Source organism: Paenactinomyces guangxiensis, from assembly GCF_016055185.1.
Classification (GTDB): domain Bacteria; phylum Bacillota; class Bacilli; order Thermoactinomycetales; family Thermoactinomycetaceae; genus Paenactinomyces; species Paenactinomyces guangxiensis.
In genome coordinates, this window is the sequence record NZ_JAECVR010000013.1 from 96,460 (window position 1) to 120,777 (window position 24,318).

Below are 24,318 nucleotides of genomic sequence, written 5' to 3' on the forward strand. Positions count from 1 at the left end.
CATGTACCGTTAAGATTGATGATGTTCTGAATTTTGCTCCTCGGGGATAAACCAACATCCCATGGATGTTCGGTCGATGTGGACCGCCATGTTTCGTTCTGCGATTTCTTTCTCGATCAGGCTGGCAACTTCTTGCGTTTCCGCGAAGGCAGAGTAACCGTTTATCAATTTTTCTATCTTAGCGCGGGCGATGGCCTTGCGGTTAATAATCATGGTGGTTCCCCCTTTCTATACTCATGATACCCTAAAGAAACCCGGGATGCGACTATTTGTCTGAATCTGACACACCTTCGTCAGAAATCTCCTCTGCTTTGACCCAGATTTTCAGGTTGGAACGGTAAAAAGAAAGGTATTTGACGTGAATTTGAAACTTTACCTTTTCCTCTTCATCGATGGGAATCGGCTGTTTCTCCAGGACAAGTGCCACCAGGTCGGGGTTGCTGCTCATCCATTCCATTGATTTTTCAAGAAATGGTTCCATCATTTCTTCCACTTTTGCTTTGATGGCTTCGGCCCCAACCGCCCGTTCGCTGTCAACCTCTACTTGAATCTTTTTGATTTTCTCGTTCTCTTTCTGTCGATAAGTTCCTTTTTCTGTCATATTTGCTAATTCTTCATGCAGTTTCATAATCTCTTTATGTTTCTGGTTGTTGGCATAATAAATGGCATCTCGTTCACGATACAGGCTGTCGATTTTTTTGGCGTACAGAAAAAGCATAAACCCGCCCCCAACGAAGATCCCCAGCAAAAACATGACCAGTGCGCGGCTGTTTTTTTTCAATCCCCGGATGACTCCGCTCGCCATGTTAGATTTCCCCTTGAATAAGCCAGCGGACTAAGATGGTTCCGGTGTGGGCTCCGATAAAAGCACTCACGATAAAGATTAATTGTTGGAAAGCCTGGTCCAGTTGACCGCCCAAAATATTAACTTCAAACGTCTTAATCGTATCAAAGGTTCCACCGATTGCAGCCACCATTGCCCAGATTTTTAGTTGTTCGGCCAGGCGCAGCATTCGCCACATCGGGTAGTCATCAGTGATAAATGCGCCAATTCCGCCCAGTACGACTCCCCCAAGTACAACTCCCAATGCGATCAAAAAGTCTAAAATGGTTGTCGCCCAGAATTGCTGCTCCATCGTACAACCCGCCTTTTTACTTATCTGCTTCTATCATTATGACAGCCCGTATGGAAATATGTGGACATGTTGGGACTGAGAAGATATGTTCGCTTTCCCGTGAATCCGTTATAATAGGAAGGAGAAGAGGGAGGCTCGGACGGATGGGTGACAAATCGTTTGTGCATCTTCATGTACATAGTGAATACAGCTTGCTTGACGGTGCTGCCCGGATTGAAGAATTGGTGCAAGCAGCAAAAGAGCAGGGGATGAAGGCATTAGCGATCACTGACCACGGAGCCATGTACGGAGTGGTTCCTTTTTATAAAGCATGCCTTAATGAAGGGATCCAACCGATTATCGGCTGTGAAGTTTACTTGACCGGCGGAGACTATCGGGAGAGACCTTCCTTGCGTGAACAGAAAATTTATCATCTGCTTCTCCTGGCTGAAACAGATGAAGGATATAAAAACCTGATGCGCCTGACCAGCGAGGCACACTTGCACGGATTTCACTACAAACCCCGTATTGACAAAAGTCTGCTTCGCCGGTATTCACGGGGGCTGATAGCCACCAGTTCCTGTCTGGCCGGAGAGATCCCCCAGGCGATTCTCAATGATCAAATCAGCCATGCGAAACGGCTGGCGGAAGAATATAGGGATATTTTTGGGGCAGAGAATTTCTTTTTTGAGTTGCAGGATCATCAGATGCGGGAGCAGCAAAAAGTGAACCGCCAGTTAATCGCTTTGTCCAAAGAGATGGGCATTCCCCTGATCGCAACCAATGATGTCCACTATACCGCCAGGGAAGACCATGAGGTGCATGATTGCCTTCTTTGCATCGGTACGGGAAGAAAACTGGCTGATGAAGACAGGATGCGCTTTCCGTCTGATCAGTTTTATCTGAAATCACCGGAAGAGATGGGGCAACTTTTTTCCTGCGTTCCGGAAGCACTGCACAATACGGTGAAAATTGCTGAGCGATGCCGGGTGCAAATTCCGCTGGGGAGGCGTTTGTTGCCGGAGTTTCCCGTTCCCTCGGGGATGACAGCCAAAACCCATTTGCGCGCCAAGTGTTATGAAGGTGCCGAACAACGGTACGGAACTCTTTCGGAAACGGTTAAACAACGCCTTGAATATGAGCTTTCCATCATCGACCGGATGGGATTTAACGATTACTTTTTAGTGGTCTGGGACTTTGTCCGGTTTGCTCATGAACAGGGGATTGCAGTGGGGCCGGGCCGGGGATCAGCGTCCGGAAGCCTGGTTTCCTATGTGCTGAAAATTACCGATGTTGATCCGATCCGTTATCATTTATTGTTTGAGCGTTTTTTAAATCCCGAGCGGATCAGTATGCCGGATATTGATATTGATTTTAACTATGAGCGGCGGGATGAAGTGATCCGGTATGTCATGGAGAAGTACGGGAAGGATCGCGTTGCCCAGATCATTACCTTTGGAACAATGGCTCCGCGTGCTGCTGTGCGCGATGTGGGACGGGTGATGGGAGTCCCGTACAGGGAAGTTGATCAAGCGGCCAAAATGATTCCCGGCAGCCCCGGCATGACTCTGGACCGTGCCATCCAAATGGAACCGCGCCTCAAGCAACTGTATAACAATCCCCGGACAGGCCGGTTGCTGCATACAGTCAGCAAAGTAGAAGGAATGCCGCGCCATGCTTCCACCCACGCGGCCGGAGTTGTTATTTCACAGGCTCCCCTTACTGAATATGTCCCCTTGCAGGAAGGAAGCGGAGGAGTGGCTTTAACCCAGTATCCGATGGAAGTGCTGGAAGAGATCGGCCTGTTGAAAGCAGATTTCCTGGGTCTGCGCAATTTGACGGTCATCGAACGTGCACTTGAGTTGATCCGGGAGCATCACGGGGTGCATATTTCTTTTGAGGGCTCCAATTATGACGATCCGGCCACTTATGAACTGTTATCCGCCGGGGATACCACTGGTGTGTTTCAGCTGGAGTCGGCGGGAATGCGGAAGGTATTGCGGGAATTGAAACCGTCTACGTTTGAGGATATTATTGCCGTTCTGGCTTTATACCGTCCCGGCCCGATGGAGCAAATTCCCCGCTTTATCCGGGCTAAGCACGGACTGGAAAAAGTAACGTTTCCCCATCCTGATCTGAGGGAGATTTTACAAAATACGTACGGGATTATTGTTTATCAGGAACAAATCATGCAGATCGCTGCAAAAATGGCCGGTTTTTCTTTAGGGCAAGCGGATCTGTTGCGCCGGGCCGTCGGAAAAAAGAAGAAAGATTTGTTGTTGGAGCAGAGAAATGCCTTTGTCGAAGGATGCCTGAAAAAGGGTTACGATGAGGAAACAGGCCGGCAGGTATATGATCTGATTGTACGGTTTGCCGACTATGGATTTAACCGCAGCCACTCAGCCGCATACGGAGTACTCGCTTACCAGACAGCCTTTTTAAAGGCCAACTACCCGCTGGCTTTTATGTCTGCACTGCTCACAACTGTAGTGGGAAGCCAGACAAAGCTGGCCGAGTATATTGATGAGGCCCGCCGGATGGGGATTCAAGTTCTTCCGCCTGATGTGCAGAAGAGCGGTTACACGTTTACAGTGGAAAAAGATTCGATCCGCTTTGGCCTGGCTGCTGTGAAAAATGTGGGCACTCTCGCGATCCAATCCATTTTGCAAGCACGGGCAGAAAGGCCGTTTAAAGATTTGATGGATCTCTGCGGGCGGATTGATCTTCGCGTTTGCAACCGCCGGGTGCTGGAATCGCTGATTCAATGTGGGGCGATGGATTCTTTGTCGGGCCATCGCGCCCAGAATCTGGCCATCCTGGATGAAGTGATGGAAAAAGCCTCCAACGGGCGGAAGGCTCGTTCCAAACATCAGTTAAGTTTATTTGCAGACGGGGAAGAGGCGGATCAAAGTACACTGTCAGATGTGAGGATATCTCCTTATACGCAAAAAGAAAAGCTGGAATATGAACGGGAACTGCTGGGGCTTTATCTGTCCGGGCATCCGCTGGATGACTTTCTCGATGTGATCGAGCGCGAGACCACACACCGCATCAGCCGGCTGGCAGAGTGTGCCGACCAGGAACAAGTGGTGATTGCCGGGCTTGTTACAGGTGTAAAAACGATTCAAACAAAAAAAGGGGAACCGATGGCGTTTGTCATGGTGGAAGATCCGGGCAGCCAATTGGAAGTTATCGTGTTTCCGCGTGTCTTTCAGCAGGCCCGCACCCTTTTGCAGACAGACTGTATGCTGTGGATTAAAGGCACAGTGAATACCCATGAAGAGGGGCCAAAGCTGATCGCGAATTTCATTCGGGACCTCTCCGCTCTTCCGAAGCGGCCGGAAGTGAAGATTGAGAAGCAGCCATCACCGCTCCGGTCAGCCGCTTATATTCGCATTGCACCCGGACATGAACAACCGGAAACTCTGGTTGCGTTGAAAAAAGTGTTGCTTTCCCACCGGGGATCAACACCTGTGCATTTGTTTTATGAAAGGAGCAAAAAAGTGCTGGCCCTGCCCGTTGAAAAATACGGGATTTCACCTTCGGCAGAATGTATTCGGCAGATTGAGGCAATCTTAGGATATCGGACCTTTCGCTTGAAAAAGATGTGACATGTCCATTAATTACTCGCATATAATCAGGAAAATGGGCTTCCAACCATAAGAAGGTGAGAATCAGTGTTTTACCAGCATTCCGTTGAACTTCTGGAGCAGCGCGGTGTGAAAATTGAAGACATTGCCTCGATTGTTCTTCAATTGCAGCTTCCATACAACAAAGAATTGACCATTGATGACTGCACGGACAGTGTTCATGCGGTTTTGAAAAAGAGAGAAGTGCAGCATGCGATTATCACCGGAGTTTCTCTGGACATATTGGCGGAAAAAAAACTGCTTCCCCAGCCGTTTCAAACCATTATGGAAATCGATGAGCCGCTCTATGGCGTCGACGAAATCGTGGCTCTAAGCATCACCAATGTTTATGGAACGATTGGGCTTACCAGCTTTGGTTATCTGGATAAAAATAAGATTGGCATCTTAAAAAAACTGAATAATCATGAGCAGGAGATCCACGTTTTTCTGGATGATATTGTTGCAGGCATTGCTGCGGCTGCTTCAGCGCGAATTGCCCACCAGCATCCCGATCTTGACCGGTATGTGGCAGATCGCAAGCAATCCTGCAAAACGTGAACTGAAAAGCTTACCAACTTCGGTAAGCTTTTTCAGTGACTTGAATCGCCACTGTTGATCTTATCGCCTGTCAATTCTATTCCGAAAAGTATAAAAAGGGGAAACATATCCTTCCTTCTTTGGATGATAAGGTTTATACTCACTAATAGCGGAACTTCATTTTACCGTTATGAACTTATTTTTTCTGAACAGGACGGAAGGGGAGTTAACCATGAAAAAAATATTTGCCGCTTTAGTGCGGCATAGTGATTCCCGGCACATCTATGATCCCGTTTATGAGGAAAGTTATCTGGTACAGGGGGAAAATAACCGGCTTACCATTACCAGAGGATATAAATTGGAGAGCACCCTCCTTCTTTCAACAGAAGATCTTGATCAGGCTGTACAAGTTTTGAGACCCGTTTTTGAACGGTTCAGGTTGAACATTGAGGTCTATTTAAATAAGGTAAAAGAAAATACATACTGGCGTTTTTATGAAGTTTCGTATGGTGTGGATATTAAAGTAATTTACACCTCTGCTGTTGACGGGACAAGTGCTGCGGCTGAATCCTGCCGGTGGGAAGTATGGATGGGGGATGATTTAAGTTTTCACACAAACGACAAAGCTGAAGCCGGATTGTATATCAAAGGGCTGATATCGGAATATGAACCCTGGTGGGAGAGGGAGTTTCGTAAGCTGTATGAACAAATAAAATCGGAAGAACATAAAAAATAGTTTTTTTCCGGAAAAATATTGCAAGGATGTTTTAATTTTTTGCTACAGGGAATATTTCTATAGAGCTTTAAAGCGCCATGGGCTGTCCTATAGTGAGAAAATAGTTGCAATATCAAATTAACTGTAAAAAAGGTGTGATGGAGATGGACATCTTTTTGGGGATTGTAGTATTAATTGCCGTGTTCATCATTGCCATCATTGGAATTGTCATACCGGATACGAGGAAAAAGAAAACGGAAGGAGAACACCATCATCACATTATTAAACATGCTGAGGGTGGTGGCGGTGAGAGCAACTGACAGAAGAAAAAGGGGGGATCCTCTGGAATCTCCCTTTTTCTTCTGTCAGTTTGATGGATCTTTTTTCAAGGGGACAAATCCAGAAATCTGCTTCGGATTTCTTTGGTGGGAATCATGCAACTGTCTTGCTTTCCAAAAAATTGATACCGATGTTTGGCGACCCATCGATATACGATATTACGCAGCGGGCGGGGGACGATGATAAAAAAGTAGAGGAACTTCCACCATCCATCCAGCTTTCTGCAAATGCGAAGGACCGCAGTTGAATGAGTAAAGCACCCATCTTTATCAATAAGGACGATGGAATCCAGGTCGGCAGATTGAAGACCGTTGGCAGACAGCAAGGATTGCCCCGTTTCAGATTGCAAAGAAGCAAAATGAAACTCCCCGTGTGGATCATGGCGAATCACAAGATTTACCCATTTATTGCAAAAATTACACACACCGTCAAAGAGAATGACTGCTCTGTCTGTGTCCAACTGATGAGGTTGCATTGGCTTCGCCCCTCTTCATCTGATCATTGTATTTGGAGGCAGCTAACGAATCGCTACCTTCAGCATACCTCTTTTTCTCCCTGATAACAATTAACCTGACCTTAAATAAATAAGAAGCGGTGCACTCCGCTGTTTTGGGTTTTCGGCGAGACGGCCCGGAAGACAGTTGGAACCCGCTCGCGAATCATCTATAATATTTCCGTAGAAGAAATGAAAACCGAAGGTGATTGAATTGTCTTTTGGACAAATTGAGAGTCAGCCCCAGGCCATACATTTTTTGCAAATGGCTTTAGCTGAAGATAAAATCGCTCATGCTTACTGTTTTTACGGACCCGGCGGGTCAGACAAAAAACAGGCGGCCCTCGAACTGGCAAAAGCTCTTAACTGCGAAACGAAGAAAAATGACGCCTGTGACCAATGCCGCTCCTGCAGACAGATTGAACATGGAAATCATCCTGATGTGATTACCATCGTACCGGACGGGGCTTTTATCAAAATTGATCAAGTTCGCTCCTTGCAACAACATTTCCGCTACAGTGCCCCTCAAAAGGTAACCAGGGTTGTGATCCTTGAGCAAGCGGAAAAAATGAGGCTGGAAGCGGCCAACAGCCTGCTCAAGTTTTTGGAGGAACCTGTTTCTCCGATGGTTGCGATATTGATCTCCGAAAATATTCAAGTAATTCTGCCCACCATTTTATCCCGCTGTCAAAAAGTCCGCTTTGTGGAAAGTTCTCCGTCATTAAAAGCTAAGAGATTGGAATACCGGGGAGTTCCGGCAAATACGGCACGTATACTGGCCCATTTGCCTGTTGAAACGGCAGATCTGCCGCAATGGCATCCGGAAGAAATCCAGGCCCTTTTCAGACAGGTGATTGAGTGGAGCAAACAGATCCTGACCGGCCGGCCGGTGGCCCTCACTGCCATACAAAGTGACTGGCTTCGGGCAGAAGCGGAGAAGCAACGTCTTCCCGTTGTATTAGATCTCTTACTCCTGTGGTTAAGGGATTTGGCTCAATACAGCTTAAACCGTACGGACTATGTATTTCAGGATTGGCGTCAGGATATAGAGGAACAGGCACTGAAGTGGAAGATCTCACGTTTGTTGCTGGGGATGGATAATGTAATGATCGCCCGGCGATTGCTCGTGAAAGGCAACCTTCAGCCCCAGGCCGTATTGGAACAAATGGTACTGGCGATGCAGGAGGAGAAATTAAGCACGGAAAATGGCTGGCAGCTTATTTAGGCCGGCCATTTTTTTGTGAGAAAGTCCGAATCTCCGGGCAGGTTATTGTCAACCAGACAGGGAATTTCGTAATACAAAAGTTTCTTTTCATGACTTAAATCCTTTTGGTATAATATTTTTTATTAGTGGTCAGACCACTTGGAAAAGAGGCGATCTTACTTGTCCAGCTTGCGGGAAGAATCTTTGAAGCTACATCGGGAGTATCAGGGAAAATTATCGGTACAAGCAAAAGTCCCTGTGAATAATGCACATGATCTTAGCTTGGCTTACTCTCCGGGAGTTGCCGAGCCGTGCCGTGACATTCATACTGATCAGGAAAAAATTTATGATTATACCATGAAAGGTAATTTGGTGGCTGTTGTCTCAGATGGAACAGCTGTACTGGGGCTGGGAAATATCGGCCCGCATGCCGCTATGCCGGTGATGGAAGGAAAAGCCGTTTTATTTAAGTCATTTGCAGGAGTCGACGCCTTTCCGCTTTGTTTAAATACAACAGAAATTGACAAAATCGTGGAAACCGTGAAATGTTTATCACCAACTTTTGGTGGTGTGAATTTGGAAGATATAGCCGCCCCCAATTGCTTTATCATTGAGGAAAGGCTGAAGAAAGAACTGGATATTCCGGTTTTTCATGATGATCAGCACGGAACTGCAATTGTAACACTGGCAGGCCTCATCAATGCTCTTAAAGTTGTCGGGAAAAAAATGGACCAGATTCGTGTCGTTGCCAGCGGTGCGGGAGCGGCAGGAATTGCTATTATTAAGCTGCTCCTCAGCATGGGTGTGCGCGATGTGATTATGTGCGACAGCCGTGGTGCCATCTATGAAGGGCGGCCCTACGGCATGAATGCAGTGAAGGAAAAGATTGCACAAGTAACCAATCGTGATCGGTTACAGGGAGATTTAGCGGAAGTGATAAAGGATACGGATGTATTTATCGGCGTGTCGGTTGCGGGTGCCGTTACTCCGGAGATGGTACGTTCGATGAATTCTGATCCAATTATCTTTGCTATGGCAAATCCGGTTCCGGAAATTATGCCGGAAGAAGCGTTTGCGGCAGGGGCGAAGGTGGTTGGTACAGGCCGTTCCGATTATCCCAATCAAGTCAACAATGTGCTGGCATTCCCGGGAATTTTCCGGGGGGCTCTGGACGTTCGTGCCCGCGGAATCAATGAGCAGATGAAAATTGCTGCCGCTTATGCGATTGCCGATCTCATTGAGGAGCGTGAACTGCGGCCCGATTATGTCATTCCTGCTCCTTTTAATCCAAGAGTAGCCCCGCGGGTAGCAGCCGAGGTCGCGCGTGTGGCGATGGAGACGGGTGAAGCCCGAATTCAGGTAAACCCGCAGCAAATATATGAGAAAACGATACAACAGACGGCAACATATACACGTTGATTGTTTCAAATAAAGGTGGCACATGGACAGTATGGTTTCTGACACTGGCTCAAGTAAATTTGCAACCATTTTAAAAAGAATTAACCAGCTTATCGAAGCGGATGGATTGGGCCCCGGCGACCGTCTGCCCTCAGAAAGGGAGCTATCTGAGCGGCTTCAAGCGGGTCGTTCTTCTATTCGTGAAGTGTTACGCTCACTGGAGTTGCTGGGATTGATCCGGACCAGAAGGGGAGAAGGGACTTTTTTAGAGCCTTATCACTCTCATCATCTGGTTGATCTCCTGGCAGGTTATATTCTGCGTGATTTAAAATCACGACAAGACCTTGCAGAGATGCGGGCGCTATTGGAAATGGGGGCTGTCCGGCTGGCTGTGAAACGGGCAAAAAAGAAGGATGTGGACGAGCTGGAAAAGAAGGTTGTCCGCATGAAGCAGCTGGTCGAACAAGAGAAGGACCCGGGAGCAGAAATGAAAGCATTTCACGAACGGATTATCAAAATGGCCGACAATTATTTATTAACGAGGACCTGGTATCCGATTGTTCACTATGGCGAAACCCTTGGAATCACCGAACATCTAAACAAATGCATTATGCTTGAAAAAGCGTTACAATATTACTTGGAAATTATTCATGCAGTTAAACATCGCCATGAACAGCAAGCGGTCTCATTGATGGAAAGAATTTGGCAGTATGTGCAAGCAAAGCAGGAAGAGTAGCCGATTCTGTAAAGTTACATTGCAGGAGAAGATGAAATTAAGCTATAATGTCTGCGAGTTGAGCAAATATTTATAGATGAAGTTTTACCGGTAAACTTGTCCTTATGATGTATAGATCTTAAACGGCCACAGATATCAAGTCCATTTGCCCAGTTTACACTCAGATGAGGTGTTATTGTGTTAAAGGATCTGTTTCGCAAACAGCGTAAGTATGCAACGATTCCTTCAGAACAGGCAAAAAAAGAGATTCCGGAAGGAATTATGCAAAAATGTCCCCGATGCGGGACGATTATGATTACAAAAGAGTTGGAGAAAAATTTAAAGGTATGCAAGTCATGCGGCTATCATTATTCCTTGTCTGCCCCGGAGAGAATCCAATCATTGGTAGATGAGGGGCGTTTTTTTGAATATGATGCAGACATGCTGTCCGAAGATCCGCTTCATTTTCCTGATTATAAGAAGAAACTGAAGTCGGATATAGAAAAAACAAATTTAAAGGAAGCAGTGGTTACCGGAGAGGGAACCATCGGCGGTTTCCCTGCGGTAATAGGCGTGATGGATTCCCGTTTTCGTATGGGAAGCATGGGTTCCGTGGTAGGAGAAAAAATTGCCCGTGCTGCTGAAAAAGCGGCGACTAAAGGGTATCCGTTTATCCTGTTTTCTGCCTCGGGTGGAGCCCGGATGCAGGAAGGGGTCCTTTCCTTGATGCAGATGGCAAAAACAAGTGCCGCTCTGGAGAAATTGCACCGCGCTAAAGTGTTGTTTGTCTCTGTGCTTACCAACCCGACAACTGGCGGTGTTTCAGCCAGCTTCTCTTCTCTCGGGGATATTAATATTGCTGAACCCGGTGCGTTAATCGGCTTTGCCGGAAGACGGGTGATTGAGCAAACCGTGCGCCAAAAGCTTCCCGAGGATTTCCAGACGTCGGAGTTTTTATTGAAACACGGACAGCTGGATCAAGTTGTTCCGCGCCATGAATTGCGTGAGACATTGATCAGGATTTTGGAGTTTCACGCATATGGGAGGGAACCACAATGAAGAGCAGTTACTTGCCTTTTGAAAAGCCGCTGGAGGAATTAAAGGATAAAATTACAGAGCTTAAAAAGTTTTCTCAGGAAAAAGGCATTGATTTATCTGAGGAAATCGTTACGCTGGAAACGAAAGCCGCCCGGCTGGAAGAAGAAATTTACGGCAATCTCACCACCTGGCAAAAAGTGCAGATTGCCCGCCATGCAGGCCGTCCAACTACTTTGCACTATATTCATACGATTTTTACCGATTTTATGGAGTTGCATGGAGACCGGCTGTACGGAGATGATCCTGCGATCGTTGCGGGAATTGCCAATTTGGATGGCCGTCCGGTCACAGTAATCGGACATGAGCGGGGTACGGATACCAAGGATAAAATTGCGCGCAACTTTGGCCTTCCTCATCCGGAAGGATACCGAAAAGCGTTGCGTCTCATGCAACAGGCGAATAAATTTGGCCGTCCGATCATTTGCTTTATCGACACCCAGGGGGCGCACCCCGGCGTTGAAGCGGAGGAACGCGGACAGAGTGAGGCGATTGCCCGCAATTTGCGAGAGATGGCCGGGTTTACTGTTCCGATCATCTGTATTGTTACAGGTGAAGGAGGCAGTGGCGGTGCGTTGGCGATCGGTGTGGGAAACCGGTTGCTCATGCTGGAACATGCCTACTACTCAGTGATTTCTCCCGAGGGCGCTGCCGCCATTCTGTGGAGAGATGCGGGTAAGGCTCAGGAAGCAGCCGATGCTTTAAAAATTACTTCCGCCGACCTTAAAGAGCTTGGAGTTGTGGATCAAATTATCCCTGAACCGAAGGGTGGTGCTCATAGAGACCCCCGGCAACAATCGAAAAACATCAAGGAAGCGATTCTGGAAAACCTACATTCACTTTTAAACATGACACCTGAAGAATTAAGGGAAGACAGATACCGAAAGTTTGCCAACATCGGCCAATATACGACAGTTGTGCCATCATAGAAACCGCATTTGTCGGTTTCTCTTTTTGTCCCGTATGGACGTTTTTTGTCCCTGTGGGTTAGCATAATTTACAACAGAGGTGATTCAATGATGAAACGGATTGCGGTATTGACAAGCGGCGGTGATGCCCCGGGAATGAATGCAGCGGTGCGTGCAGTCGTGCGAAGCGGGCATTATCACGGTTTGGAGGTTTTTGGTGTTTATCGGGGATATAACGGTCTGATTCAAGGTGATTTTAAAAGTTTAACTCTGGGATCGGTTGGAGATATTATCCACCGAGGTGGTACGATTTTGCATAGTGCCCGTTGTGAAGAGTTTCGCACAGAGGAAGGGCGGCAAAAAGCGATTCAACAATTGCACAAATTTCAGATTGAAGGGTTAGTCGTGATCGGTGGGGACGGCTCCTTCCGGGGAGCGAAAAAGTTATCCGCATCGGGATTTCCGGCGATTGGAATTCCGGGAACAATTGATAATGATATCCCCGGAACCGATTTTACCATCGGCTTTGATACGGCAGTAAATACGGTAATTGAATGTATTGACAGAATCCGTGATACGGCCAGCTCTCATGAACGCACCTATGTAGTGGAGGTAATGGGCAGAGATGCAGGTGATATTGCCCTCTGGGCCGGTGTTGCCGAGGGAGCTGAGTCCATCCTGATTCCGGAAGCCCCCTATGAATTGAGCGAGATTATCGAGCGGTTAGAGCGATCCAGACACCGTGATAAGAAGCACAGTATTATTATTGTTGCTGAGGGTGTTGGCAGTGGTGTTGAAATCGGAGAGCAAATCAAGCAGAGAACGGGCTGGGAGACAAGGGTGACTGTTTTGGGGCATATTCAGCGCGGGGGTTCACCGACCGCGTTTGACCGTGTACTCGCCAGCCGAATGGGAGTGAAAGCGGTTGAACTCCTTCTGGCCGGAGAACGTGATAAAATGGTAGCAATTAAGGACAACGAGGTGATAGGCATCGACTTTGATGAAGCATTTTCCCAAAAGCACCAGCCGAATCTGGCACTGTATGACCTGGCGAAGATCTTATCTATTTAATTTTGGTTTGAAGGGATGAAAAGAGGATGTTGCGCAAAACCAAAATCGTTTGTACCATTGGTCCGGCAAGTGAAGATGTAGAGACATTAAAACAGCTGATCGAACATGGAATGAATGTAGCGCGGCTCAATTTCTCACACGGTTCCCATCAAGAGCATGGAGCCAGGATTCAAAATATCCGGCAAGCGGCCTGGGAAACAGGAAAAACCATCTCTATTTTGTTGGACACCAAGGGCCCGGAGATTCGTACCGGCGACTTAAAAGATCCTTCCGTCGATCTGGTCGCCGGTCAGCAGATTACGCTGACTACTGAACAGATCTTGGGAGATGCCGGGCGCATTTCCGTTTCGTATACCGGGTTGCCAGGGGATGTTTATCCTGGTGCTACCATTTTGATTGACGATGGCTTGATCGGCTTAACTGTAGAGCGGATCGAGGGCACGGAGATCATTTGTAAGATTGCCAACGGGGGGACGCTGAAGAGCCGCAAAGGAGTAAATATCCCCGGAGTACAAATTAATTTGCCGGGAATTACGGAAAAAGATGCCCAGGATATTCTGTTTGGGATTGAGCAGGGAGTCGATTTTATCGCCGCTTCCTTTGTGCGAAAACCACAGGATGTATTGGAAATTCGTAAGCTTTTAGAAGAACATCAGTCCGACATTCAAATCATATCGAAAATTGAGAATGAGGAAGGGATCGATAATTTAGAGGCGATCCTGGAAGTATCGGATGGCTTAATGGTGGCCCGGGGGGATTTGGGGGTGGAGATCCCGGCGGAAGAGGTACCACTGGTACAAAAAGAAACAATTAAAAAATGTAATCGCCTCGGAAAACCCGTCATCACGGCAACGCAAATGTTGGACTCCATGCAGCGAAACCCCCGCCCCACACGTGCGGAAGCCAGTGATGTCGCAAACGCGATTTTTGACGGCACAGATGCAATTATGTTATCGGGCGAAACAGCTGCCGGTAAATACCCGGTTGAAGCGGTCAGTACGATGGCCCGGATCGCTTTGCATACGGAAACAGCTCTTGGCTATCATGAATTACTAAAGCAGCGCGCCCGTGAAATCGGTAACAGCATCACAGACTCCATCAGCCAGGCAGTTGTACATACGGCTCATCATCTGGATTGTACTGCAATCCTGACGGCAACGGAACGCGGCTATACGGCACGCATGGTTTCTAAATACCGGCCCAAAGCACCCATCGTAGCAGTAACACCCAATGAACGGGTTTTGCGAAAACTGACACTGGTCTGGGGGGTATACCCGGTGATGGGGGGGCGTGCGGTGACAACGGACGAGATGTTTCAAACTGCGATTTCCGCATCTCTGGCCAATCAGTTTGTCAGTCAGGGAGATCTGGTTATTATTACTGCCGGAGTGCCGGTTGGGGAATCCGGAACAACAAACTTGATGAAGGTGCATGTGATCGGCGGGGTTTTAGCCCAGGGACAAGGGATTGGAAAGCAGGTGGTCACCGGACCCGTTGTTGTCGGGTTTACCGCTGAAGAAATACGTGACAAAATGGTTGATGGAGCGATCATTGTCACACGCAGCACAGATAAAGATATGATTGACAGCTTTGAGAAGGCAGGGGCTGTGATCACGGAAGAGGGGGGACTTACGTCACACGCGGCTGTCGTTGGGGTAAGCCTGGGGATTCCTGTAGTGGTCGGAGTAGAGAAGGCTACCAGCTTATTGGCGAATGAAACCATGGTTACAGTGGATGCCGACCGGGGACATATTTATTCGGGACGAGCCAATATTTTATGAATTGGCGGTGCAGTTCACGAGCAGGTAACGGGAAAAGCGCCGGAAGATGCCGGCGCTTGCATTTTAGCAGGAATGTTTGAAGACCCTTATAATAAACCGAGACGGGGATAAATCCACCAACGCAATTTTTTGCGTCTTTGTTTTCTTTTTCTCAGCTTCACTTTTACTGGCACTCCTTTCTTTGATGATTCCGCTGTTTTACCATATCCGAGAACAGGTTTTGCTTTTATTTTACCCCGACAATGAAAGTTTGGCTATTCTCATTATGTGAGAAGGAACTCTAAAATATGTGTCTGAACCGCCTCTGCACCACAAAAGCTTTTGTTATAATAAGAATAAATTTGTTTTCAAGGTAATAAGCAGTCATTTTCGTTTTGTCTGCAGCAAAGAGCGGTGGAGGTATAATGATGACGACAACAAACCATACGAATTATACCACAGAAACACATTTGCGGGTACGTTATCAGGAAACGGACCAGATGGGTGTGGTTTATCATACGAATTATCTTGTTTGGTTTGAAGTGGGCCGGTCAGATTTTATCCGCGAACAAGGATACTCTTATCAAGAGCTGGAAGAAAAGGGAATCCTGTTGCCTGTTGTTGAAATTAACTGCAAATATTTATCTCCCGCCAGATATGACCAGGAGGTTGTGGTTACCACCCGGCTGGCTGATTTTTCCGGCGGGAAAATTATTTTTGAATATGAAGCAAGAAAAAAAGAGGATAATCAATTGCTGGTAACCGGTGTAACCAAACATTTATGGGTAAACAAAGAAATGAAATGGGTAAATATTAAACGCCTGTTTCCCGATTTGTTTGCCAAACTGAATGCAGTCTGTACAAAGAAAGAAGCTGAGACACATTGTTCTGGTTAATCGTAAGCGTGATCATTGTGATCCCTGTCATTGAACTGTGGGGGCTCATTACAGTCGGTTCCTGGATTGGAGCCTTTCCAACGATCCTGCTCGTCATCGCTACAGGTGTGATCGGGGGATATTTAGCGCGCAGGGAAGGGATCCATACCTATCGCTTATTTATGATTCAGCTCAGAAACGGGGAATTGCCGGGGGATACACTACTGGACGGCGCCTGTGTTCTCGTTGGCGGGGTGTTTCTGTTAACACCCGGTTTCTTTACAGATATTATCGGATTCCTCTTGTTGTTCCCCTATTCAAGAGGAATCATAAAATTATTTCTCAAGCGATGGTTTAATAAAAAGATTCGCAATGGAAATTTTATCTGGAATCGGAGACGATAAAAAAAGATCTCTCCATCCCGGAAAGATCTCCTGTGCTCACCTGTTCTTAAACGGACGGGTGTTTTTGTTTGGGGTAATCCTTTTTGCCGACAATAAATTTCCAGATATCCCGAAGTACATTGGCACGGTGTAAAGCGAGCAAAATAACTACAGTGACCGGACCGATGATTAACCCCAAAAAGCCAAACAGTTTCAGCCCCACAAACAGGGAAATTAGGGTGAGGAGCGGGTCTAATCCGACATTGCTGGCAACCAGTTTCGGTTCCAAAAACTGGCGAACGACGATGATCACTCCATATACAATCGACAGACCGATTCCCAACTGGACATTACCGGTCAGGAATAAATAAATGATCCATGGGACGAGTACGGCTCCCACTCCCAGATAAGGAAGTAAATCGACTAAACCGATGACAAAGGCGAGGGTAAAAGCATAGCGCACATTTAAAACAAGCAATCCTAAAAACATGATTACTGCGGTAATCGAAATCAAAGTAAGCTGTGCCCGGATAAAGCCAAACAATGCTTTTTTCATATCCCTGATCACAAGCCCGCCTGTCACCCGCACTCGTTCCGGAATCACTTGTAACAGGTTTTGCCGGAAGCGCGGCCAATCCAGTCCGATAAAAAATGCGGCAAGTGTAATAAAGATGAGTACTGTCAAGAAGTAGGGCAAATCGCCCAAAAATGCCCCGATTCCGGACAGAATGCCGGTGATCTGTTCGGTTCCTTTATTGGCGATAATTCCGATATTCTCCTGAATACTTGCTGAGATTCGTTGCTGATGTTCCGGATTTTTCTCCAGATAGGCTTGAACAGTATCAATTATCCGCTTAATGTCGGTATTTTCCTTGGTAAAATCAATGAAGATCTGGCCGGCCTGGCCCAGAAATGATGGTAAAAACTCCGCTAAACGGGTCAGTTCCACAACAATTTCCGCGACCAGAAAGATGACTAAAGAAAAAATAAGCGTGAGCAACAAAAAAAGTATGATTGTAACTCCCGCCCAGCGCGGAAGCCGAAATCGCTTTTCCAGCCACTGTACCAGAGGTTCAATCAACATGGCGATTGCCCAGCCCAGGATAAACGGATACAGGAGGGGTAGCGTAAAGTCGATGAGAAAGTAGGCAGCAACTACAATGAGAATGACAGTAAATGCCCGGGTAGTTGGCCCAACCCAGTGACTGTTGAACATTCGCTTAAGACCTCCCAAGAGTTATTTACAAGGATTATTATACCATTTTTCACGAAGCGGGTTTATGTTTATCCTTTCACATGTTAATATTGTTTTTCTATCATAAATTAATAAAATCATCTGGGATGCGAATTTACTTTAATTATGATAAAATAAAACAAAACATTTATAGAGGCAAAAATATGGCTGAACATTGTTTTTATATGAAAAACTGTTTTTATTATATAAGGCCATGTAAATATACAATAGAATGAGGTTACAACTTTTTAAAATTTGTGTAAATACGAACAAGCACTGCCTTTTTAGTAAAGTTGCTTTATAATAAAGATAGAGAATGATGATTCATTCATCAGCCATGGCCTTTAGATATAAAATTCTATAGAGCTTTCTCTTGCTCAGAGTATCCCTCTTCATACAGAGCTTGTTGCACTGATCCGGCTGTATTGAGGTCCAACCGTTTGTGGGCAACCGCCTGCAAGCTGCATGGACAAAATGCCAGCTTTTACATTGATGCAACAGGTTCGTTTATACAGACTTGATGTAAAGGAGCGATCATATGACAGTGGCAAAAGGTTTAGAGGGTGTTGTAGCCCTTACATCCGAAATCAGCTCGATTGTGGATGGGGTCCTGACTTACCGGGGTTATAATATCGATGATCTTGCCGATCAATCTACGTTTGAGGAAGTTGCTTTTCTTTTATGGTTTGGGCGCCTTCCCTCCAAAGCTGAATTGGATCAATTACATCAAGAATTGGATCAACATGCAGCTTTGCCAGATGTTTTGCTCCAGCAAATGAAAGCGTATCCTAAAAATGTCCATCCGATGTCCGTTCTCCGTACAGCTGTTTCGTCTCTAGCTTTATATGATGAAGAGGCAGATGATCAAAGCAGCGAGGCAAATCGCAGAAAGGCCGTGAAGCTGACGGCGAAAATTCCAACTATTATTACCGCTTTTGCACGTATTAGACAGGGGCTGGAACCGGTGCAACCGAAAGCGGGACTGGGATTTGCCGGAAACTTCCTCTATATGCTTAACGGTGAGGAGCCGAGTGAAGTCGCTGTAAAAGCACTTGATAAAGCACTGGTTTTACATGCCGACCATGAATTAAATGCATCTACCTTTGCGGCCCGGGTGACCACCGGCACACTGGCAGACATGTATTCTGCGATCACGGCAGCGATCGGTGCGTTAAAAGGTCCTCTTCATGGGGGAGCCAATGAGCAAGTGATGGCAACTCTGGAACAAATCGGTTCTATCGACCGCATCGAATCGACGATTCAAGCGAAACTGGATAACAAGGAAAAAATTATGGGTTTTGGACACCGCGTTTACAAAGATGGAGATCCCAGGGCCAAACATTTGCGTGAAATGTCCCGTCAGCTGTCCCAGCAAAAAGGAGATACCCTGTGGTATGACATGTCAGTGAAAATCGATAAACTGGTTTATGAGAAAAAAGGTTTAAAACCGAATGTCGACTTCTATTCCGCCTCTGTGTACACCTACCTGGGTATCCCGAGGGATTTGTTTACTCCCATCTTTGCGATGAGCCGGATCACCGGCTGGACTGCCCATGTTATGGAACAATATGCAAATAACCGTCTCATCCGGCCGCGTGCTGAATATACCGGATTGACCAATCAGTCATATATTCCAATCGACCAGCGTTAAACAATCGTTTAGAATAAAATGGGACGGGGTACTCCCTGTCCCTTGTTTTAAAGAGCAGTTGAACTGCTGGCATGTTGCATCAAATCGTACCTGTCTCTAACTACTACTACTAGCAAATGGGGTGTTTCTGTGGCACGTTTTGAAAAGCTTGAACAACCAACTTTTGGAGAAAAAATTAGATTAGAAAACGGAACCCTGCAAGTTCCTGATCAGCCGGTAATTCCTTTTATCGAGGGAGATGGTATCGGACCGGATATCTGGGCGGCCGCCAGAAGAGTTCTTGATGCGGCTGTGGAAAAGGCGTATAGCGGACAGAAGAAAATTGCCTGGTTTGAAGTGTATGCAGGTGAAAAAGCGAACGAAAAATATGGTGAGTGGCTCCCCGAAGATACCTTGAATGCGGTGCGCGAGTATTTGGTCGCGATCAAAGGCCCGCTCACAACTCCTGTCGGCGGCGGCATTCGTTCCCTGAACGTTGCACTGCGCCAGGAGCTGGATCTTTATGTCTGCCTGCGCCCGGTACGATATTTTGAGGGAGTGCCTTCCCCGGTTAAACGCCCACAAGATGTTGACATGGCTATCTTCCGTGAAAACTCGGAAGATATTTATGCCGGCATTGAGTGGGAAGCCGATTCGGAAGAAGTGAAGAAAGTGATTCGCTTCTTACAAGAGGAAATGGGTGTGAAAAAGATCCGCTTCCCGGAAACCTCGGGCATCGGCATTAAACCGGTATCCAAGGAAGGAACGGAACGCCTTGTCAAAGCGGCGATTGAGTATGCGCTCACCCACGGCCGTAAAAGTGTGACCTTGGTACATAAGGGAAATATCATGAAATTTACCGAAGGTGCTTTTAAAAACTGGGGTTACGCTGTAGCAGAACGGGATTATGCAGACAAAGTATTTACATGGGCACAATATGACCGCATCAAAGCGGAAAAAGGAACCGCAGCTGCCAACGAAGCCCAGGCACAGGCTGAAGCGGAGGGCAAAATTATCGTCAAAGATGTGATCGCAGATGCCTTCCTGCAACAGATTTTAACCCGTCCCGCCGAGTATGATGTTATTGCCACCCTGAACCTCAACGGGGATTATATCTCCGATGCCCTGGCAGCTCAGGTAGGAGGTATCGGAATCGCACCGGGAGCAAACATCAACTACAAAACGGGACATGCCATCTTTGAAGCGACTCATGGAACAGCTCCCAAATACGCCGGGCTTGACAAAGTAAATCCGGGCTCCGTCATCCTGTCCGGTGTACTGATGTTAGAGCACCTGGGCTGGCAGGAAGCCGCTGATCTCGTCTACGGGGCAATGGGCAAAACCATCAGCCAAAAAACAGTAACCTATGACTTCGCCCGTTTGATGGACGGCGCCACCGAAGTGAAATGCTCCGAATTTGCCGACCATCTGATTCAAAACTTGTGATCTGAAAGAGGAGGAAAAAGCATGGCGATCCGTCGCAGAAAAATATCCGTAATCGGTGCCGGATTTACCGGGGCTACAACAGCACTGATGCTGGCACAAAAAGAGTTGGGGGATGTGGTGCTTGTCGACATTCCCCAGGCAGAAGGCCCAACCAAAGGAAAAGCTCTCGATATGCTGGAGGCCAGCCCGGTTCAAGGGTTTGACTCTGTCATCACCGGAACCAGCAGCTATGAAGAGACGGCCAACTCTGACGTGGTGATTATCACAGCCGGGATCGCACGCAAACCGGGAATGAGCCGGGATGACCTGGTCAGCACCAACGCCAAAATTATGCGTTCCGTTACCGAGCAAGTGGTGAAATATTCACCCGACTGTATCATCATCGTACTCACCAATCCGGTTGATGCTATGACCTATGAAGTATATCGCACCTCCGGTTTCCCGAAACACCGCGTCATCGGCCAATCAGGAGTGCTGGATACCGCCCGTTTCCGCACCTTTGTGGCACGGGAACTGAATGTCTCCGTTGAAGACGTAACCGGCTTCGTACTGGGCGGCCACGGAGATGACATGGTACCCCTGATCCGCTACTCCTACGCCGGCGGAATCCCGCTCGAAAAACTGATCCCTCAAGACCGCCTCGATGCGATTGTCGAGCGCACCCGCAAAGGCGGCGGTGAGATCGTCAACCTGCTCGGCAACGGCAGTGCCTACTATGCACCAGCCGCAGCCCTGGTACAAATGACAGAGGCCATCCTCAAAGACAAAAAACGCATTCTCCCGGCCATCGCTTACCTTGAAGGAGAATACGGCTATGAGGATATGTTCCTCGGGGTCCCTGTCATCCTCGGCGGTGAAGGTCTCGAAAAAGTGATAGAACTCGAATTAACAGCCGAAGAAAAACAAGCACTGGACCGTTCCGCCGATTCTGTGCGCAAAGTGATGCAAGTATTGAACTAAGAAACGGAAGAACCGCAAACCCGGCAGTCCAACATTGTTTGTTGGATGCCGGGTTTGTTTTTGTTTTGAACGGGTATCCCGGAGTTTATTTATGACCCAGCAATTTGTTCACTCTTGCAATCGTCTCTTCATAGTAAGGACGATTGGCTAGCATAAGCCTGCTTACTTCATGACTGGGACCATAACGATCTACAACATCCTGTATTCTTTTTAGGTAAGTAATGAATTGACCGCTTGAGGAAGTATGCAGATCGCAATAAGTCACAAGGTCAATAAAACATTTATCTTGTTCGTCTAACAAAGTATGATTTTCTTGATAAATGTTATTCAAGTCGTGCCGAGTTTGTTGAACTTGTTCAAATGAGCATGAGTGAAAAAGGATCGCTGCGACGACCGACTTTGAAAATCCTTGATGATATGCAAAAATTGCACCATCCAGAGGGTGAAAGTTATATTTGTTTAGCTGTGGGCTGTATCCAATGTCATGAAGATAACAAGCTTGCAAAAGGGAGGGTTTCCAATCATTTGGTATATTTAGCTGTGGAAGAAGGCTTTCCATGCTATGAACTACCCCGAGAATATGTTGATAACGAGGGGAGTTGTCCGGAATGTATTGAGACAGCCATTTACGATCTACCAAAATTGAATTGGATTGAGAACTGGTCAGCAATTTCATAAAGTTATTCCTTTAAACAAAGCAATCCCCGTTTGAGATACGAGGGATTGCTTGATTTTGTCACAGATATACATATGAATCGAACATGGGTCACTGATTTTTTGCCAGCAATTTTAGGGCTTGTTCGGTTTATTTGTTTAAATTTATTTTTCAATGTCATAAGTGTACTCAAATTCGTGTAAGGAAGCATTACAGATGAAGCGACTATATTCATATAGAACTTCCTTTTCTTCGCCTTTGTATTTCCCCCATACCCAGCGGTGCATTTCTACAACAGGTTGATTTCTGGCAATATTCAGGATAGATGCTTCTTCAGCGGTTGGCATTCTACATTTTAAGCGTTCCAATGTACGGGAAGGATAGAAGGTGACATGATTGGGATCTGTATAAATTCCGGTGCATCTTAGAACTTCTACATCAAATCCTGTTTCTTCTTTAACCTCACGGACAATTGTTTTTTCAATAGATTCCCCGAGTTCCATACCTCCACCAGGTAATGACCACCAATGAATTTGGCTTGGGAGTGTTGGGCTCATGGTAATAATCTATTCTAGCCAAGGACAAAACCTCATTTTTTAAAAGGCACGTGCATATCACAATATTATCATAAATCGAGTGGATCTTCATTGACTTGATATTGGTACCTACCAATGATAAATTGAATATAGCGAAAATAACCAAATTGGCGAAGGATATGAATAGGTGAACCAAATTTTAAGAAAGAGTTTAATAATACTCCAAATATCAACACCAAAGAGAAAACCAAAAAAGTTGTTGTCAATAGTAGTTCCATTCACTTTACTGTCTAAGAAGAACGACAACTTAAAAGATCACTTTGTGTTTTTAAGCCTTCAAATGGTAAACAAATTATACTTCGGTTAGTTAATGTACATGTAGCAATTGTAAACAAAGAGGTTATCATCCGGGGAAAAGCGACGACTAATCGAGAATTGAAGGAAAAAGGTTGAGTCCAAAAGAAGGTTTCGGAAAGAGGCGAGGCAGTAATGAAACAAAAGGATGATCTAGTCGGACAAGTTATCTATGTTTTAGCAAAACTGGGCTATTCCAGACCTGAAATTGAAAAAGTAACCAAAGAGCTGAGAAACATTTTTCAGGTAAAGTGTGGCAGCTGAACATTCGACATGAGTCTTATTTCTGGCAGGGTAGACCGCAAAAGTTTATTACCAACTATCGACAGGCAAGCCGAAAAAGATAGAAATGAATAAAGGCAAGCTTCTAGATGGGGCGTAGCCGGGGGAGTTAAAACAAACATAAGTTCACAAAAAAAGAATCTCAAAAAGAGGTTCAAAAAAATCGCGTTAGTTCATTATAGCTTTATTTTGTAAAAGGGAGAACAACTTTATGGGATACATGCAAGGGATTCGCAATTGGATCGGTCATCGTCCACATCTCCTTGTTGGAGCCCATGTACTCATCATCAACGATAAAGAACAACTTCTTCTGCAAAAGTGTACGAAAGCTTCATGGGGATTGCCGGGCGGGCTTTTGATACGCGGGGAGACATAAGAGGATACCGCACGCCGCCAGGTTTATGAGCAAACCGGATTGGTTATTGGTGAACTTGAACTGGTACGTGTTTTTTCGGGCGAGGAATATCGAAATGATATTGAGGATGAAAAGTGGATTGTTGCTACTGTTTTCGAGACACACGACATTCGTGGTAGAGCAAAAACAAATGCACGAATGCAACACCCGGTAAGATTTTTTGATCTCTCAAAACTTCCTGAAAACATTGATTTGAGATTTCAGGATTATATTAAAGCATATCTGACACGAACGCTTCCAAGTGTTTGTTCAATGAATATATTGTGCGAAAAATAAAAGGATTAACATTAATACTACAGTTGTACTTATGAAAAGCGTAGCCGTTTCTGATAATGATAATACATGGCTACCGCTTGGTGTTTTCGACGCCAAGCGGACCATGCCAAGATAAGAGAAATAGAAAATTTGTTGTTATTTACCAACTTGCTAAACATACGTCTTATTTCTCTCACAGTAAGAGAAATCATAGTCCCCGGCCCCGTTTGAATTTGGTTAAGCTGTTCATCTTTGGAAATGTGGGTTCCCTTTTTTGCGGGTCCACAAGGACTCCTTTTGAACGCATCACGCTA

The 24,318-nt window shown here is 46.2% G+C and carries 26 protein-coding genes; 19 read left to right on the forward strand and 7 right to left on the reverse strand.

What is annotated here, in order from left to right:
* Positions 1-9: 9 nt before the first annotated feature.
* Genes I8U27_RS13040 through I8U27_RS13050 form a run of 3 tightly spaced genes read right to left on the reverse strand, consistent with a single transcriptional unit; the run spans position 10 to position 1,136 of the window.
* Complete coding sequence (locus tag I8U27_RS13040; RefSeq protein ID WP_181752530.1) at positions 10-213, reverse strand: hypothetical protein; 204 nt, start codon at positions 211-213, stop codon at positions 10-12.
* Positions 214-265: 52 nt separating this feature from the next.
* Positions 266-805, reverse strand: a complete 540-nt coding sequence (locus tag I8U27_RS13045) for a hypothetical protein (protein WP_181752532.1) — start codon at positions 803-805, stop codon at positions 266-268.
* A gap of 1 nt (position 806) precedes the next feature.
* On the reverse strand, positions 807-1,136 hold the full coding sequence (locus I8U27_RS13050; protein WP_181752535.1) for a YtrH family sporulation protein: 330 nt from the start codon (positions 1,134-1,136) through the stop codon (positions 807-809).
* 143 nt (positions 1,137-1,279) lie between these two features.
* Here I8U27_RS13050 and I8U27_RS13055 point away from each other — a divergent pair, with 143 nt between their 5' ends.
* The 4 genes from I8U27_RS13055 (at position 1,280) to I8U27_RS13070 (ending at position 6,316) form a co-directional block, all read left to right on the forward strand.
* Positions 1,280-4,726: a DNA polymerase III subunit alpha gene (locus I8U27_RS13055; RefSeq protein WP_181752537.1), complete on the forward strand. Its 3,447-nt coding sequence runs from the start codon at positions 1,280-1,282 to the stop codon at positions 4,724-4,726.
* Positions 4,727-4,792: 66 nt separating this feature from the next.
* On the forward strand, positions 4,793-5,302 hold the full coding sequence (locus I8U27_RS13060) for a phosphatidylglycerophosphatase A family protein (protein WP_181752539.1): 510 nt from the start codon (positions 4,793-4,795) through the stop codon (positions 5,300-5,302).
* Positions 5,303-5,513: 211 nt separating this feature from the next.
* Entirely contained in the window at positions 5,514-6,017 is a 504-nt protein-coding gene (locus I8U27_RS13065; protein WP_181752541.1) for a hypothetical protein, read from the forward strand.
* A gap of 143 nt (positions 6,018-6,160) precedes the next feature.
* Complete coding sequence (locus I8U27_RS13070) at positions 6,161-6,316, forward strand: hypothetical protein (RefSeq protein ID WP_181752543.1); 156 nt, start codon at positions 6,161-6,163, stop codon at positions 6,314-6,316.
* A 65-nt stretch (positions 6,317-6,381) separates the two neighbouring features.
* On the opposite strand, the gene I8U27_RS13075 is transcribed toward I8U27_RS13070, so the two are convergent.
* Complete coding sequence (locus tag I8U27_RS13075; RefSeq protein ID WP_181752545.1) at positions 6,382-6,810, reverse strand: thiol-disulfide oxidoreductase DCC family protein; 429 nt, start codon at positions 6,808-6,810, stop codon at positions 6,382-6,384.
* A 232-nt stretch (positions 6,811-7,042) separates the two neighbouring features.
* On the opposite strand from I8U27_RS13075, the gene holB reads away from it, so the two are divergent.
* The 9 genes from holB (at position 7,043) to I8U27_RS13120 (ending at position 16,258) form a co-directional block, all read left to right on the forward strand.
* Positions 7,043-8,053: a DNA polymerase III subunit delta' gene (gene holB / locus I8U27_RS13080; protein WP_181752547.1), complete on the forward strand. Its 1,011-nt coding sequence runs from the start codon at positions 7,043-7,045 to the stop codon at positions 8,051-8,053.
* Positions 8,054-8,212: 159 nt separating this feature from the next.
* Complete coding sequence (locus I8U27_RS13085) at positions 8,213-9,451, forward strand: NAD(P)-dependent malic enzyme (protein WP_181752549.1); 1,239 nt, start codon at positions 8,213-8,215, stop codon at positions 9,449-9,451.
* Positions 9,452-9,482: 31 nt separating this feature from the next.
* On the forward strand, positions 9,483-10,166 hold the full coding sequence (locus I8U27_RS13090; RefSeq protein ID WP_181752551.1) for a FadR/GntR family transcriptional regulator: 684 nt from the start codon (positions 9,483-9,485) through the stop codon (positions 10,164-10,166).
* Positions 10,167-10,343: 177 nt separating this feature from the next.
* Positions 10,344-11,204, forward strand: a complete 861-nt coding sequence (gene accD, locus I8U27_RS13095) for an acetyl-CoA carboxylase, carboxyltransferase subunit beta (RefSeq protein WP_181752553.1) — start codon at positions 10,344-10,346, stop codon at positions 11,202-11,204.
* Entirely contained in the window at positions 11,201-12,169 is a 969-nt protein-coding gene (locus tag I8U27_RS13100; protein ID WP_181752555.1) for an acetyl-CoA carboxylase carboxyltransferase subunit alpha, read from the forward strand. Before accD ends, I8U27_RS13100 begins: the two co-directional genes overlap by 4 nt.
* Positions 12,170-12,259: 90 nt before the next feature.
* Entirely contained in the window at positions 12,260-13,219 is a 960-nt protein-coding gene (gene pfkA, locus I8U27_RS13105) for a 6-phosphofructokinase (RefSeq protein WP_181752557.1), read from the forward strand.
* A 26-nt stretch (positions 13,220-13,245) separates the two neighbouring features.
* Entirely contained in the window at positions 13,246-15,000 is a 1,755-nt protein-coding gene (gene pyk, locus I8U27_RS13110; protein ID WP_181752559.1) for a pyruvate kinase, read from the forward strand.
* A 407-nt stretch (positions 15,001-15,407) separates the two neighbouring features.
* Positions 15,408-15,875: an acyl-CoA thioesterase gene (locus I8U27_RS13115; RefSeq protein ID WP_232345476.1), complete on the forward strand. Its 468-nt coding sequence runs from the start codon at positions 15,408-15,410 to the stop codon at positions 15,873-15,875.
* Entirely contained in the window at positions 15,863-16,258 is a 396-nt protein-coding gene (locus I8U27_RS13120) for an FxsA family protein (protein ID WP_181752563.1), read from the forward strand. Before I8U27_RS13115 ends, I8U27_RS13120 begins: the two co-directional genes overlap by 13 nt.
* Before the next feature lie 46 nt (positions 16,259-16,304).
* Here the strand turns inward: I8U27_RS13120 and ytvI are convergent, their stop codons facing one another.
* The gene (gene ytvI / locus I8U27_RS13125; RefSeq protein WP_181752565.1) at positions 16,305-17,453 is read right to left on the reverse strand and encodes a sporulation integral membrane protein YtvI; all 1,149 of its coding nucleotides are present in this window, start codon (positions 17,451-17,453) and stop codon (positions 16,305-16,307) included.
* A 556-nt stretch (positions 17,454-18,009) separates the two neighbouring features.
* On the opposite strand from ytvI, the gene citZ reads away from it, so the two are divergent.
* The 3 genes from citZ to mdh all read left to right on the forward strand — a co-directional run bounded on the left by citZ (position 18,010) and on the right by mdh (position 21,507).
* Complete coding sequence (gene citZ / locus I8U27_RS13130) at positions 18,010-19,122, forward strand: citrate synthase (protein WP_181752567.1); 1,113 nt, start codon at positions 18,010-18,012, stop codon at positions 19,120-19,122.
* Positions 19,123-19,251: 129 nt separating this feature from the next.
* Positions 19,252-20,547, forward strand: a complete 1,296-nt coding sequence (gene icd / locus I8U27_RS13135) for an NADP-dependent isocitrate dehydrogenase (protein WP_181752570.1) — start codon at positions 19,252-19,254, stop codon at positions 20,545-20,547.
* A 21-nt stretch (positions 20,548-20,568) separates the two neighbouring features.
* Entirely contained in the window at positions 20,569-21,507 is a 939-nt protein-coding gene (mdh, locus tag I8U27_RS13140) for a malate dehydrogenase (RefSeq protein WP_181752571.1), read from the forward strand.
* Positions 21,508-21,592: 85 nt separating this feature from the next.
* Here the strand turns inward: mdh and I8U27_RS13145 are convergent, their stop codons facing one another.
* On the reverse strand, positions 21,593-22,183 hold the full coding sequence (locus I8U27_RS13145; protein ID WP_181752574.1) for an HD domain-containing protein: 591 nt from the start codon (positions 22,181-22,183) through the stop codon (positions 21,593-21,595).
* 143 nt (positions 22,184-22,326) lie between these two features.
* Complete coding sequence (locus I8U27_RS13150; protein WP_232345478.1) at positions 22,327-22,665, reverse strand: NUDIX domain-containing protein; 339 nt, start codon at positions 22,663-22,665, stop codon at positions 22,327-22,329.
* Positions 22,666-23,187: 522 nt separating this feature from the next.
* Here I8U27_RS13150 and I8U27_RS21040 point away from each other — a divergent pair.
* From I8U27_RS21040 to I8U27_RS13160, 3 genes are all read left to right on the forward strand, one after another.
* Positions 23,188-23,316, forward strand: a complete 129-nt coding sequence (locus I8U27_RS21040; protein ID WP_258567789.1) for a hypothetical protein — start codon at positions 23,188-23,190, stop codon at positions 23,314-23,316.
* Between the two features lie 229 nt (positions 23,317-23,545).
* Positions 23,546-23,710, forward strand: coding sequence for an NUDIX hydrolase (locus I8U27_RS13155; protein ID WP_181752576.1), 165 nt, complete (start codon positions 23,546-23,548; stop codon positions 23,708-23,710).
* A gap of 39 nt (positions 23,711-23,749) precedes the next feature.
* Positions 23,750-24,025, forward strand: coding sequence for an NUDIX hydrolase (locus tag I8U27_RS13160; protein WP_181752578.1), 276 nt, complete (start codon positions 23,750-23,752; stop codon positions 24,023-24,025).
* Positions 24,026-24,318 lie beyond the last annotated feature (293 nt).